Origin of the sequence: Lacinutrix iliipiscaria (genome assembly GCF_042686125.1) — a bacterium.
Taxonomy (GTDB): Bacteria; Bacteroidota; Bacteroidia; order Flavobacteriales; family Flavobacteriaceae; genus Oceanihabitans; species Oceanihabitans iliipiscarium.
Window position 1 is genome coordinate 1 of the sequence record NZ_JBHUOV010000008.1, and the last position, 15,409, is coordinate 15,409.

General features: G+C 35.9%; 5 protein-coding genes. 2 read left to right on the top strand and 3 right to left on the bottom strand.

Annotated features, from left to right (window positions below; translation table 11 throughout):
* A partial coding sequence (locus ACFS5M_RS11900) for a proprotein convertase P-domain-containing protein (RefSeq protein WP_379898929.1) occupies nucleotides 1-6,359 on the bottom strand: 6,359 nt, incomplete at its 3' end.
* Between the two features lie 328 nt (nucleotides 6,360-6,687).
* The gene (locus tag ACFS5M_RS11905; protein ID WP_183490234.1) at nucleotides 6,688-12,234 is read right to left on the bottom strand and encodes an immunoglobulin-like domain-containing protein; all 5,547 of its coding nucleotides are present in this window, start codon (nucleotides 12,232-12,234) and stop codon (nucleotides 6,688-6,690) included.
* Between the two features lie 331 nt (nucleotides 12,235-12,565).
* Here ACFS5M_RS11905 and era point away from each other — a divergent pair, with 331 nt between their 5' ends.
* Nucleotides 12,566-13,444, top strand: a complete 879-nt coding sequence (gene era, locus ACFS5M_RS11910) for a GTPase Era (RefSeq protein ID WP_183490238.1) — start codon at nucleotides 12,566-12,568, stop codon at nucleotides 13,442-13,444.
* 6 nt (nucleotides 13,445-13,450) lie between these two features.
* Here the strand turns inward: era and ACFS5M_RS11915 are convergent, their stop codons facing one another.
* On the bottom strand, nucleotides 13,451-13,969 hold the full coding sequence (locus tag ACFS5M_RS11915; protein WP_183490240.1) for a GTP-binding protein: 519 nt from the start codon (nucleotides 13,967-13,969) through the stop codon (nucleotides 13,451-13,453).
* Between the two features lie 99 nt (nucleotides 13,970-14,068).
* Between ACFS5M_RS11915 and der the strand changes: the two genes are divergently transcribed.
* Complete coding sequence (gene der / locus ACFS5M_RS11920) at nucleotides 14,069-15,376, top strand: ribosome biogenesis GTPase Der (protein ID WP_183490243.1); 1,308 nt, start codon at nucleotides 14,069-14,071, stop codon at nucleotides 15,374-15,376.
* Nucleotides 15,377-15,409: the final 33 nt, after the last annotated feature.

The following is a 15,409-nucleotide window of genomic DNA, read 5'->3' on the forward strand; positions in this document are numbered from 1 at the left end:
GTGTTTTTAGTAGAGTTTCCACCAGCATTCCAGTCTAAACCAGGATTGTTACCAATGATACCTAAGATGTCAATAGCATTACCATTGTTATCTAATGATACGGCATCATTACCATTCCACATAATACCATTAATTAAATCCACATTACCAGTAGCTTCAGCATCAGAGAACTGTTGACAGATTACATAGGTATCATCATTAGCGATAGATCCTAATAGAGGCCAAACTTGTGGTGTTGTAATTCCATTAAAATAAATAGATATACTGTAGTTACCAGTAAGTTCAACAGTATTACCAGTACCATTATATATTTCTATACAATCGTTAGCATCTGGTCCATCAATATATTGAGAGATAATTAAATCACTTAAATCCCCACCAGTATCCGCACATGTAAAGTCAGCAGAACTATTTCCGTCGATAGTATATGAAGCAATACCACAGTTATCAGAGGAATTATCATCTAATTGACTAGCAGTTACATTAACTTCACCATTACCGTCTAATACAACAGTAATAGCAGCACAATTAACGTTAGGCGCTTCATTATCATCAACAGTTACATCAAAGCTACAAGTAGCAGTGTTACCACCAGCATCAGTAACTACAAACGTGTTGGTAGTTGTTCCAACAGGGAACATTGTACCAGAAGGTAATCCTTCTGTTTGAGTAATTACAGAGTTTGGACAGTTAGCATCAGCGTCAATAGTGAATTCAACTACAGCACCACATTCACCTAAATCCGTATCTACTTCAATGTCCTCTGGACACGAAATAGTTGGTCCATAGATTTCATATACGGCAGGATTACGACAACCAGGTAATGCTACACATTCTGCATAGAAAGTATAAGAACCAATAGTATTTGTATTTCCACCAGGTAAGTAAGCTGCAGGATCGAAAGAAGAACCTGTACCAATAACCTCAGTACTAGTTTCAGTTGCGTACCAAAGAATATTACCAGGAATATCATAAGAAACAGTTATCGTGATGTTTGTAATATTAGCATCAGCAGAGCTTGTTCCATCATTATAAGTTTCTCTAAATCTGAACGTCCAATCCCCAGAAGGATCATCTGCTCCCCAAGAACCAATATTAGCATCAGTAATTGTACCACCACTAGTTAAAGTAGAAGGTTGTAAATCGGTTTGCACAGCTCCAGATGGAGGTGTTGCTTCAACACGCATTTCACTTCTCCAAGATCCGCCAAGGGTAGTATAAGATATCATAACTTCTGTATTTGTTATGATAGCACCCGTTGGAAGTGTTGGGAAAGTAATATTTATAGGTGTATTATCAGCATAAGTATCACTAGCTGTTCCGCCAGGATTTAAACCAGATTCACCACCAGAACCTGTAGCACTAGCACTTGGCATAGTTTCAGGACAAACAGTTGAGACTTCAAATGCTTGAGTATCACCAGCACATACAGAAACCGTTTCTATTCTTGGAAGATCGTTGTCAATTGTTACAACAAAGCTATCTTCAGCAGTACAGTTTCCATTATCAGCAAATACATAAACTGTTGTAGTTTCTGTAATTGCAGCACCAACAGCTAATGCGTCACCAGTTCCATTAGGACCAGTGTAATATGCACCATCAGCTATAATTGCAGGTAAGTTATAAGAATCACATGTTAATACATCTTCTGGAGCAATAGCTACAGTTTGTGGATGTATTGTGAAATCTACAGCCGTACGACAAGCCGGAGCTGTTGAACAAGCAGCATAAAGTGTATAAATACCAGGAGTATCTGTATTACCACTAGGTAAAAATGCAATAGGGTCAAAAGTATTGCCAGAAGCAATTGATGAACCACCAGTAGCATTAGTATACCAGTTTATTACACCAACATCTTCAACTAAATATGTTACTGTTATCGTAATATCAGTAATATTAGCATCTACTGTAGTGCCACCGTCATTATAACTTTCTTTAAATCTAAAAGTCCAATCTCCAACAGGGCTATCAGAACCCCAAGATCCTAAGTCGGCATCTAAAGTTGTACCACCTAGCCCAGTACCTGGTGCTAAGTCAGTTTGCACAGCTCCAGATGGAGGTGTTGCTTCAACTCTAAGTTCACTTTGATAAGAACCACCATTAGTTTCAAAAGAAATTTGAACACTAGTTCCTGTTGCAACTGCTCCAGCTGGTAATGCAGGTACAGTAATATTAATAGGAGTATTGTCTGCATAAGTATCAGTACCAGTACCAGTTGTTGGGTTTAAACCAGAAGTACCACCAGAACCAGAATACGATATTGAAGTTTCTTGAAGACCTATTCCACAAGCAGCAGAAGCACTAACTGTTTGACTAGCATCGCCAGCACAAATTTCAGCGCCAGTGGTTGTAGGGTATGTATCTCCAATAATTATAGAGAAACTTCCTTGAGCAGTACAATTTGGAGTAGTAAAGCTTTCAGCAAAGACGTATAAAACAACAGATTCTTCAATTATATCACCACCTTCATATTCTTCACCATCTCCATCAGGTTCAGTGAAATAACCACCTTCATCTAGTTCTTCTAACTCTACAGGGCCACATGCCACTATATTGTCAGGAACTACTATTTCTGGTAATTCAAGAATTTCAAATTCAGTTGCTGTACGACATTCATTTTGAGTAGAACACGCTGCATAGAAAGTATATACACCTGGAGTATTTGTGTCACCATTCGGTAAGAATGGAACAGGGTCAAATGTATCACCAGTAGCAAGTATTGTTCCTCCAACATCATCAGCATACCATTGTATTTCAGGAGTACCACCAGATACTATATAGTCTACAACGATTGTCATATTTGTTACAGTTGCATCTACAGTAGTCCCACCATCATTATATGTGTCCATGAATCTGAATGTCCATGTACCATCTACACTAGGGTAATCTATATTATTGAAATCACCTATAAAGTTACCTGAAGATCCAGGTGCTAAGTCTGTTTGAACAGCACCACTAGGAGGGGTTACTTGAATTCTAAACTCTGTAGGGAAGGTACTTGTATATTCAACATATACCGTAGTATTTTGAACTACTGCACCAGGAGGTAAAGTAACATCCATATCCATTCTGTAAGCTTCGTTATCTGCATAAGAGTCTCCACCAGTACCAAAACCAGTACCATGACCAGATTCTCCACCAGCATCAGTAACTGATACATTTCCTGAAGTATCTCCAGCTTCACAAGTTGTGAATGCTTCTAATAGAGCAGTACCACCACCTAAACAAGTTGCTGCACCTTCAGTTGAAACAGGGTTAGGACAAGCAGGAGGAGGAACTAAAGTTGGTAATAAACACCAAGAAAGTAAAGTTCCGTCATCACCACCAGCATCATCAACAATACTTAATGTCCAAGTACCATCAAAAACATCGTATAAGAAATCACTTAAATTTCCTGTTGGTTGAAAAACACCAATAAGCGGTCCTGTTCCAGTACAATCTACAGGAGTACCTTGATCATCTAAGATGATATTCAAATTATCATCACCAAAACATTGGTCAAAGAAAAGATCTACAACCGTTCCTTCTGGACTTGTTAAAGTGATATCTAAATCACCAATATATGTATGATCGATAGCAATTGCGACATTTAAATCATCAATTACGTTTCCTCCAGTACCAGTTACTACTATAGTACTTACAGGATCATTTGCATCGTCAATAGCATATTGATCTGTACTTGTATATGCACCGCAATCGTCTGTTGGTACAGGAGTACAATCTTCAGGCGCTTGGAATAGCGCTAATGCTTCAAAAGTACAGAATGCCTCTTGAGAAAAACTTACATTAACATCAACGATTTGGCTATCAGCTGGTAAATCTGTTAAAGTTACTGTCTGTGGACTTGTTTCAATAGTAAAAGATTGACCATTCACATCTAGTGTACCAGAAGCTGGTGCATCATTATATGTAATAATAATATCTTGAGAGTAAGTTATAGTTGTTTCATCACAAGGTGATTGTGTTCCAGCAGTTACATCTGTAATCGTACACGCAGGAGCAACAAAACAAGATACATCCCAATCTAAAGGCACATATCCATTGGCTTCACAACTTACTGAGCTGTCACTATCCATTCTCATGAATACAGATCCAGAGTTAGCAATTACTGTAACGCCAGTCATATCAGTTAATCCAGCATTAAATAATTCTATTCCAGAGTCGTCTGTACCATCATAAATTTCAATATCGTCACAGCAAGATTCCATTTGTCCAGCATTAAATGATACTAATAAAGGACCACCATCTGAGCTTGAATAACTCCAAGACGTAGTGTCATCAGAATTTCCATAACAGAAAGTTGTGTTTCTAACTTCTGATGTTGAGCAATCTATAGGAGGGATACACTCACCTGGAGCAGTAAAAACTGCAGTCTCAGCATAAGAACATAATAATAAGTCCGTGAATACTGCATTTACATCAACATCTAATTCATCAGCCAATAAGCCTGTAAGAGTTACAGTTTGTGGGCTTCCTGTTATAGGAAATAACTGACCGTTTACATCTAAACTTCCTGTAGCAGGAGCATCGTTATAGGTTACAACAATATCTTGAGAATATGTAGAAGTTACACCATCATAAGAGCAAGGTGCTTGAGCTCCAGCTGCAATATCAGTAATTGCACAATCTGGAGGAGTAATTACAGTAGGGAATAAACACCAAGAAATTAATGTTCCGTCGTCACCGCCTGCATCATCTTCTACGGTTAGAGTCCATGTCCCATCAAATATTTCACCATTAAAATCGCTTAAATTTCCTTCAGGGCTAAAAGTTCCAGTAAATGGAGCTGTTGCACCAACAATAGAAGTCGCAGCATCATCGTCAAAAACAGTATTTTCGTAGTTGTCTCCACCACCACCATTATCGGTAGTAAGTTCAACAACAGTACCATTTGGACTTGTAAGAGTAATATCAACATCGCCTGTAAAAGTGTGAGGTAAGTTAATTGCTACATCTAAGTCAGAAATAATATCAGTTGGCGATAATGCAACTGTTAAATTGTCTATAACTGGAGAACCATTAGTTACGGTTGCACCAGGAGTACTAGTGAATGCTCCACCACAAACATCTACAAAAGCAGGTTCAGTAGTGATACATACATCGAAAGTCGTGTCTTGACCAGATGTACTTGTCCAAGAATATACTCTAAGTAAATATGTGTTCCCAATAGTTAAACCAGTTATTGTACTTGAGTTAGGATCACTACATGATAAATTTGTAAGTGAACCAGAAGTCCCTTCCCACACTGAGTGGTATAAGTCAGTTGTTGAACCAGCAACATTAAGTAGTGAAATGTTTTGTGTTTCACCTAAAGCAACAAAAGAGTACCATACGTCATCATCTTCGGTACCACCACAAGCAGTAGTGTTTTCACCAGATGCAGTTGCATTTTCAATTGTTCCTGAAGTTGTATCTGTACAATTAAGGTCTGCATTAACTGTTAAAACTTCTGCACCATCAATTGTGTTGTTAGCAGGTGGCGCTGGAGGCGTACCTATACATACATCAAAAGTTGTGTCTTGTCCAGCTGTACTTGTCCAAGAGTAAACTCTAAGTAAATAAGTGTTTCCAGGAGTTAGACCCGAAGCTATACTAGAATTAGGGTCACTACATGATAAATTAGTAAGAGCACCACAAGCACCTTCCCACACTGAGTGGAATAAATCGGTTGTTGAACCTGAAACATTAAGTAAGTCTATCGTATGAGTAGAACTTGATGCCACAAAAGAATACCATACATCATCATCTTCAGTACCAGAACAAGTAGTTGAGTCTTCACCAGAGTCTGATGCCAAATTAATGGTTCCAGAAGTCACTACTGAACAACTTTCATCGGTATTAACTGATATTACTTCTGCATCGATACAAAAGTTATTAGCAGGTGGTGTTGCCGGAGCAACTTCTGCAGCATTAAGACAGAATTGACCCGGACTCTGAGGAGTTGGGTATGTCGAAATGTGAATGTAATACGTCACACCAGCTGTTAGACCAATTGTTAACAGGCTTTTTGAACTAGTACTACTATTAGCGCTGCCAACACAAGTTCCTCCAGTTGGAGTTCCTTCAGTTACCATCATACCTGACCAGGTATTTGATGTTGTTAAGTCTAGTTGAAGTGCACTTCCATTTCCTACATAGGAGAAAATGTAATCGTCACCACCACTATAGCTTGCAGAACAAACGTTTCCGTCTGTATTATCAAATCCTGTAGGGTCTCCGGAGTTTGCACCTCCACTAGTACCTACGCAGTTTGAATCAATCACCAATGGTTGCGCAAGCGCGACCGTAGAATGATCCTGTGCATACGATTGCCAGGAGACGGCAAGCAGCACAAAAAGTAATAATGTAAATTTTTTCATAATTTAAATTAGTTAGTTAATAAAATAGCATGTTTGAAACTGAATAAGTTTCAAATACCTTAAATTAGAAGTAAGTTATGAAAGAAAAGGGGGACTAAATCTTTTATATGAATCCATGAAAAAACAAAGAATTTTATTGAATCACAGATTGTCTAAGTTAGAAATACAAATTAATTTATTATATATATCAAGCTAGTTTTCGATAATATGTAATAAATGTTAGTTGAACTTCAACTATTTATATGTTTTCAAATATACATTTTTAAAATTAAATTTTAACATTTTTTTATAATTCGTTTTTTTGTTTACTTAAAAACATAATGTATTCCTAATATTTAACTATTACTTTTTTGTTAACTATACCTATTGAAGTTTCCACTTTAATTACATAAGCACCTTCAGATACATTCTTTACAGGTATGGTAAACTCATTAGTCATTGATGTATTAGTATTGTCCCAAGACTTTAATCTTTGGCCTAGTATATTAATAAGATAGACTTGTTGTGCATCAATAGAAGGTGGGATCTTAATATATATTTCACTAGAATCTTGAAGATAATTTATTATAACTTGTTGTAGAGTTTCGTCTTCAACTGACAATGAGGAGTTGTCGTCTGTGAAAGTAATATAAAATCTATTAAGGTATTCATTAGGCTCTAAGTGACTGGTAAAAGTTAATTCATCATTTAGAGTAGTATAAGAATCTAATAATGCATCATATACAAAAACATTAATATCCTCATCAAAGTTTTCAAGTTCTTGCAATGAAATTTCGACTGATCCAGAAGAATTTAAAAACATCCCTAGAGGATATCGTTTATCTTCATCAAAATGGCCAACACCTTGAATAACATGTTTTATATTATTTATCATCCATGACATGTCATTTGGAAACATCTCAGTGTTTATAGCATCGTATCCATAGTCGATACCATCTGTAGCTAAATCATTAGGAATAAAAGCAAGTAATAAAGGTCTAACCGCACCTTCTGGAGTTTTAAAGTTAAGTCTAAGGCGTTTTATTAAAGGCTCTTCAGAGGAAGGGTTTCGATGACTTGATCTAATAAATACTGAGCCGTTATCAGCAGCACCAGTTACTGCTTCTTTAACAAAAATACGCTGATCGTTTTCAAAAAGAATAGTGCCACCAGTAGCATTTGATTCGACAAAGAATCCTTGACTAATAGGAATATAGCGTTCAGGAATTTTTGCAGGAGAGCCAAGTCCACTTATTAAGGCAGGTGAAATCGCACCATTACCTCCTGATAAATTGTAGCTGGCATAACCACCTTCATAATCACTTAAGACATGTGAATTGTTTGATACGTAATGTTCCCAGAAGTATAAAGTTCCAAGAGTACTACTACTATTATCATTTATAAACTCATGGGCGTCGATAGCTGAAGGGTATGGGTTTCCTATTAAGGCTTGGTTTCCAGCAACAATTGGTGTTGTAATATTTCCATTATTAGGTTTTCCAATAAAAACATAGTTTTGTTCGCTAGTGGCGCTTCCGCTTCCTTTCATTGTAAATCCAAGACCCACATTTAGTGAAGAATTTTCATCTAATTGAACCCAACTCGCATAGGAATCAATAGGATAGTTTTCAAAGCTGTATAACCATCTGTTGCTTAATGTTATAGGGTTGGTGGTTCCTGCTGCGTCATGGCTGGTTGTCCATAATATGTTTTGAGGGTTAGTCGCTGTAGTGCCATCATGTAATACCGAGCCAATAGTATAGGTGTTTGTTCCATTGTTTACAGGGGAACTCCAATAATTATAATTATAAAGATTAGTAGTGCCTTGTTGATCGCGTTCTAAAACTCCAGAACTTAAATCGTCGACAATACTTCCTGTGTCTTGAATTAATTGAGATTCGCCTACTAGGTCTAATACACCATCGACTTTTAAATACTGTGTTAAGCGTAAACTTTGGCCATCTAATGCATCAGAATTATCAACAGTAAATTTATTATTAATAATATCTAATCCATATAAAATGATATCATTATCCCTTGCAATAACATTGTGAGATGTTCTAACAATGTTCCAGTCAATAGGAGTTGATCCATCTATACTTATACTGTTTGGGAGCTGTTGTACATTGCCATATAGCCAAGTAATTGGGCTAAAGAATCCACCATTTCTGGTTGATAAATAAGGTAATGGTGCAGATTCTGCTTGATCCGTTACCATGTTTCTTAATCTACCATTTATACCTGAATTTCCATTAGATAATAATTCTCCAGCAAAAATATCAGTGGCTTGATTCATTTGATAATACCCGTAAAGATCAATCCAATTTAAGCTTCCAATGTTTATAGGAACCACAGAACCTCTTAATGGCCCAGAATTGTCCTCAACTTCTTGATTCATCATTGCACGAATTTCATTTACAGTTAATGCTTTATCCCAGACGCGTAATTCATCAAGTGTTCCACTAAAATAATTTAGTGGCCTAAATGGAGGTATTAATTTTTGATCCATAGCACCTATTACACAATCACTTGTGTTTGAAATAGGCAGACTGCCTGTTGTACTATTCATTTCAACACCATCTATATATAAGGTATAAACACTACCATTATAGGTTACTGCAATATGATACCAAGTGTTGGATGCGATAGCGTAAGGCGAAGATAAAGATTGACCGTTATTCCAATTAAATGAAACAATATTATTTACAACCCTTAAATCATAACCGTCTAATAAATCATTAGCTTCTCGTTTAGAAAAAATAGTTTGAACATTAGCAGAGTTAATATCTGTTTTTGCCCAAATTTCAATAGAAAAAGCGGATGAAAAATTGTAAGAGTCTCTAAATGTAATATTGTCATCTACACCATCAAAATCAATGGCATTACAACCAACAAAAGTTATGGTCATAGAATCTGAAGTGTCTACACAAGGATCTGGATTATCTATACTCCAAGTTAACACATAAGTTTCTCCTACATCACCAGTAAAAGTAGATGTAGGGCTTGTTGGATCAGAAAAACTAAATCCAGAGGTTTGCCCCGAAGTTACTGTCCATAAAGTTGTAGCGCCACTTCCAGTTACGGGGTCTGCCGCTAGTGTAACGGTTGTATTTGTACAAACTGAATTAGATACATCTGGACCAGCTTCAGCAGGAGGATTGTAATCGCTAACAGCAATAAAGAGGCTGTTACTTACAACAGGACCAGCACATGCTGATAAACTAGAAGTTATTAAAACAGTTATTTCATCTCCATCAGCTAATGTTGTAGATGTAAAAGTCGATCCAATTTCACCAGGCACAGGTACGCCATTAACCTGCCATTGATAAGAAGGTGTGCCTGCATTTGAAGGTGTTGCTGTATATGTTACTGAGTCATTTTCACAAATTAATGTTGCGGATTCTGAAATGATAACGGATGCATTATCACTTAAGTCAGTTATGGTAACTATAGCATCACAAGTTGCGGTGTTTCCTCCAGAATCTGTTGCGCTTAAAGTTACTGTGTTGGCACCTATATTAGTACAATCAAAATCAGATTGTGAAATCGTTAAATTAATTGGGCAGTTATCAGAAGACCCATTGTCTAAATCAGCAGGAGTAATACTAGCTGTTCCGGTTACAGGGTTAAGTTGAAGAGTTATGTCTTGACAAATAACTGTAGGTAGAATAGTATCTACTACTTGTACTTCTCGAATTTCTTGAGTCGCATGTGAAGCTACTTCTGTGACGTCAAAATCAAGTGGAATAAATCCATTAGAGACACAACTTGTAGACGCATCACTAATTATTTCGATAAATACTGAGCCAGAAGGAGCATCAACTGAAACACCCGTCATGTCTGCTAAGCCATCATTATATATTACGGTTCCAGTGTTGTCAATTCCATCATAAATAATGATAGAATCACAGCATGTTTGAAATTGTCCAGCATTAAAAAACACATTCAATGGAGATGTTCCTGTGCCATCGAAATTCCAAGTCATTGTTTCATTATCATCATAACAATAAACAGTATTTATTGGAGCTCCGGAAATTCCACCAGAAACATCATAGGTTACATAGTAAGTTCCAATCGTACTTGTGTCTACTGTTGAATTATCAATAATGATACTAGATGTTAAATCCCCAGAGCAATCCGTTGCTGTAGCACCTGGTTCAATATACGTGTCACAGGTTTGTATAACTAATGGATTGTCGCCATTTAAAGTGATAACTGGAGGAGTTGTGTCTATAACAATAACCTCTCTAATTACTGGAAACGAGGTATTTCCTAAAGCATCAGCTGCTTCATAGGTTACAAAGTAAGACCCTAATACGGTATTATCAATTGCTGAATCATCAATCACAATGCTAGAAGTATAATCAACTCCGAAGCATGGGTCTATTGCTGTTGCTCCTGGGTCTACATAGGTGTCACAAGCTTCTAAATAAATAGGGTCATCAACAAATCCATTCCCATCGGTATCAACTCCAAGTAGAGTGATAATTGGTCCAGAACTGTCAACTACTGTTACATCTCTTGTTATTGAGGTTGCAACATTTCCACTATCATCAGTTGCGCTATAAGTTAAAGTGTAAGTGCCAAGTATTGTTGTGTCTACAGTTCCGGTGATCACCAAATTCGTAGAAGCAATATTACCAATACATCCATCATCTACAACAGCTCCGAGTTCTGTGTATGTTGAACAATCCCCAATAACTAATGGGTCAGGGCCAATAAGGGTTATAATTGGAGCTGTGGTATCGACAACATTTACCACTAATGTTTCATCTGAACCAGGATATCCGGGTATACTATAAATAACATTGAACGTTCCTACAGCAGTTATTTCTCCAGCACCATTTATCATTAATGCTGAAGTGTCAATATTAATTAAGCCAGATAAATCACCCAAACAAGGGTCATTCGCCGTTGCACCACCCTCGCTATATATAGAGCACACTTCTAAAGTTATTGGTCCTGGAACATTTAATGTAATGGTAGGACTCTGATTGTTTGAAACAATAATGTCTTTAGAACAGGTTGTGATAAAACCATTTGAATCTGTAGCAGTATAAGTTACAGTAGTTGTACCAATTGGATAGATGCCACTTGCATCAGCTCCCCCTGAATTATAATCATTAGTAATTGTTGCACCTGCAGCACCACAATTATCAACAACTGTTGGAGGTGGAACAGTGACATTTGCATCACATGCACCGATGCTAGTATTAGCAATTACGTCTGGACCACAAACAAGAGATGGTGGTTCTGTATCTGTTACTGTAACATTTTGCGTACAATTAGTTGAGTTTCCTGCTGCATCAGTAACAATCCATGTAACAACAGTTGTTCCAGGAGGAAACTCATTTCCTGCAGGAATTCCTGTTCTAGTAATAGAAATACCAGAGCAACTATCCCAAGCAGTAGCAAAACCTAAACTGTTAAGAACTGCGTGGCATTCTCCAGGATCGTTACTAACCGATAAATCATCAGGACATAGTAGTAATGGAGGGGTAACATCTGTAATTGTAACATTAAAGCTACATGAATCTGAACCACCATCAGCATCTTCTACATAATAAGTAACTGTAGTGACGCCAGATAGAAATGTTACCGAACTAGCATCATTTATTCCAGTTGAGGGACTAGAACCAGTAGTAGCACCAGATAGCGTATATGTTTGTAATACGACACCAACGTCATCATAAGTTGTTGGTGTTAATGAAGGTACAAGGTGAGGGCATCCTACAGTAACATTACCTGGGCAGGTAATGGTAGGAGGAGCATATGTTTTAGTAGCTACAGATGTTTCTATACTACAATCTAGTTCAACGACCAGATTTGGAGTAAATCCAAAAGTTAGGGCTGTTAAAAGAGATAAAATTAAAAACGTAATTTTACGTATGGTCATTCTAATTGGTTATCTAGTATTTTGATACCAAAACAGAATAATAAATAATCCTAGTTATATGTAAATAATTAGGATTTATAAATTAATGAGGTTAAGTTTTAATGATATAAATCTAAAATAAGGGAATTTAAAGTTATGATTACATATAGCGTTTAACAAAAAAAATCGATAAAATTACGGTTTTACCATATAAGGTGCTTTACATTATATGATAGTCTCTTAAATATGTAAGTAAAAGCGTATGTTTTTTTATAAATCACTTATTAATAATAAGATATAAACTTCTATCTAGTAAACTTTTTACTTTACCTTTGTAGCTTAAATAGTAGTCATGCACAAAGCAGGTTTTGTAAATATTATAGGTAATCCAAATGTTGGTAAATCTACACTTATGAATGCATTTGTAGGCGAGAAATTGTCTATAATTACTTCTAAGGCTCAAACAACTCGCCATAGAATTCTTGGTATTGTTAATGGAGACGATTTTCAAGTGGTTTTATCCGATACTCCTGGAATTATTAAACCAGCCTATCAGTTACAGGCTTCAATGATGGATTTTGTAAAATCTGCTTTTGAAGATGCCGATGTTTTGATTTACATGGTCGAGATAGGTGAAAAAGAATTAAAAGACGAAGCGTTTTTTAATAAAATTACTAATTCTAAAATTCCAGTTTTATTATTGTTAAATAAAATTGACACTTCAGATCAAAACCAACTAGAAGAGCAAGTCCAAATTTGGAGTGTCAAAGTTCCTAATGCAGAGATTTTTCCAATTTCAGCACTTGAAGGATTTAATGTTAAAGAAGTCTTTAATCGCATTATAGAATTACTTCCAGAATCTCCAGCATTTTACCCTAAAGATCAGCTTACTGATAAGCCTGAGCGTTTTTTTATAAATGAAACTATTCGTGAAAAAATACTTATGCATTATAAAAAGGAAATCCCTTATGCTGTAGAAGTTGATACCGAAGAGTTTTTTGAGGAAGAAAAAATTATTCGTGTACGTTCTGTTATTATGGTTGAAAGAAATACTCAAAAAGGAATTATCATTGGGCATAAAGGTGCTGCATTAAAACGTGTGGGAGTGGAAGCTAGAAAAGATTTAGAAAAATTCTTTGGGAAACAAATTCACTTAGAACTTTATGTGAAAGTCAATAAAAACTGGAGAAGTAATCAAAAACAGTTAAAACGCTTTGGCTATAACCAGTAACTATATTTAGGTTGCAGTATGAATACCTTTACTTCTTAGTGTGTCCCTCATAAATTTATGAAGTTGATGCATTTGGTCTATTCCTGTTTTCTTTCCTATTCTTGCAGCAAAATAAAGTGCAAACCAAATAATAATCATAAAACAAGCAAGGCTGAGTTGCAGCTCAAAACTAGTGTCTAAAGACCAGTTGGTATAAGTCCAAATTGAAAACCCAATAAAAAGTCCTGCAACTATAAAATGAAAGAACATAAACATGGTCCAAACCGTTGGGTTAGGCCCAAATAAACCGTATATAGTACTGTTGTTTTTAAAGTCATTTTTGTTAATTTCTAAATGTAATTGTGGCGACCAAAAATGTTGATTTTTTTTAGGGATTTTTATAAAAATATGCTCGTCTATTCGGGAAACTATAAAATGGGTTTGAGCATTTTTGGTGTTTTCAAAGAGTTCTAAAAGTTCTTGATTGTCATGATTTACATCAAATTTAAAACGTGGTCTAAGTATTATTTCGTTTGTAATTGACATTTTAAAATGTTTTAATATTTAAATGTACAGTTTTTCTATAACTAAATACTACCTTTGCAGACGCTTACAGGATATGTAATGCAGATTAAAACAAAAAATATGAGCAATATAGTAGCTATAGTAGGACGTCCAAATGTTGGTAAATCAACCTTTTTTAATCGTTTAATTCAGCGTAGAGAAGCCATAGTTGATGCAGTAAGTGGAGTGACTAGAGACAGGCATTATGGTAAAAGTGATTGGAATGGTAAAGAGTTTTCACTTATTGATACTGGAGGTTATGTTAAAGGAAGTGATGATGTTTTTGAAGCCGAAATTGATAAACAAGTAGAATTAGCGATTGACGAAGCTGATGCTATTATTTTTATGGTTGATGTTGAGGCTGGTGTCACTGGAATGGATGAAGATGTTGCGACCTTATTGCGTAAAGTGAATAAGCCTGTTTTTTTGGTGGTTAATAAAGTAGATAATGGGAAGCGTGCCGAAGATGCTGTTGAATTTTACAGTCTTGGTTTAGGTGAATATTTTACAATTGCTAGTATTAATGGAAGCGGAACAGGAGATTTATTAGATGCACTTGTTGAAGCTTTGCCAGAACAAGAAGAGGAAGAAGTAAAAGAAGCACTTCCTCGTTTTGCTGTAGTTGGAAGACCAAATGCGGGAAAATCATCATTTATTAACGCATTAATTGGAGAAGACAGATATATTGTAACCGATATTGCAGGAACGACGAGGGATTCTATTGATACAAAATATAACCGTTTTGGTTTTGAATTCAACCTAGTTGATACTGCGGGAATTCGTAAAAAATCTAAAGTCAAAGAAGATTTAGAGTTTTACTCTGTCATGCGAAGTGTTAGAGCTATTGAACATAGTGATGTGTGTCTTATTGTTTTAGATGCAACACGTGGCTTTGATGGTCAAGTTCAAAATATATTTTGGCTCGCTGAACGCAACCGAAAAGGAATAGTGATTTTAGTGAATAAATGGGATTTAGTTGAAAAAGACAATAAAACCATAAAAGAATTTGAACGCTATATTAAATCACAAATAGAACCTTTTGTTGATGTGCCAATTGTATTTATTTCTGTGCTGAATAAACAGCGAATATATAAAGCTATTGAAACTGCTGTTGAGGTTTATAAAAACAGAAGCAAGCGTATAAAAACAAGTGTTCTAAATGAAGTTTTATTGCCAATTATAGAAAATCAGCCGCCTCCTGCTTACAAAGCAAAATTTGTTAAAATTAAATACATCATGCAGCTGCCAACACCTCAACCACAGTTTGCTTTTTTCTGTAATTTACCTCAATATGTAAAAGAACCTTACAAGCGTTTTTTAGAAAATAAATTGCGAGAGCATTTTGATTTTCATGGTGTGCCAGTAAGTGTATATATGCGCAAGAAATAAAAAAACCTTTCACATAAGTTTATCATTTTTTTA

Coding starts and splice junctions, on each gene's coding strand:
- ACFS5M_RS11905 (WP_183490234.1), bottom strand. CDS start 12,234: ATGACCATACGTAAAATTACGTTTTTAATTTTATCTCTTTTAACAGCC.
- era (WP_183490238.1), top strand. CDS start 12,566: ATGCACAAAGCAGGTTTTGTAAATATTATAGGTAATCCAAATGTTGGT.
- ACFS5M_RS11915 (WP_183490240.1), bottom strand. CDS start 13,969: ATGTCAATTACAAACGAAATAATACTTAGACCACGTTTTAAATTTGAT.
- der (WP_183490243.1), top strand. CDS start 14,069: ATGAGCAATATAGTAGCTATAGTAGGACGTCCAAATGTTGGTAAATCA.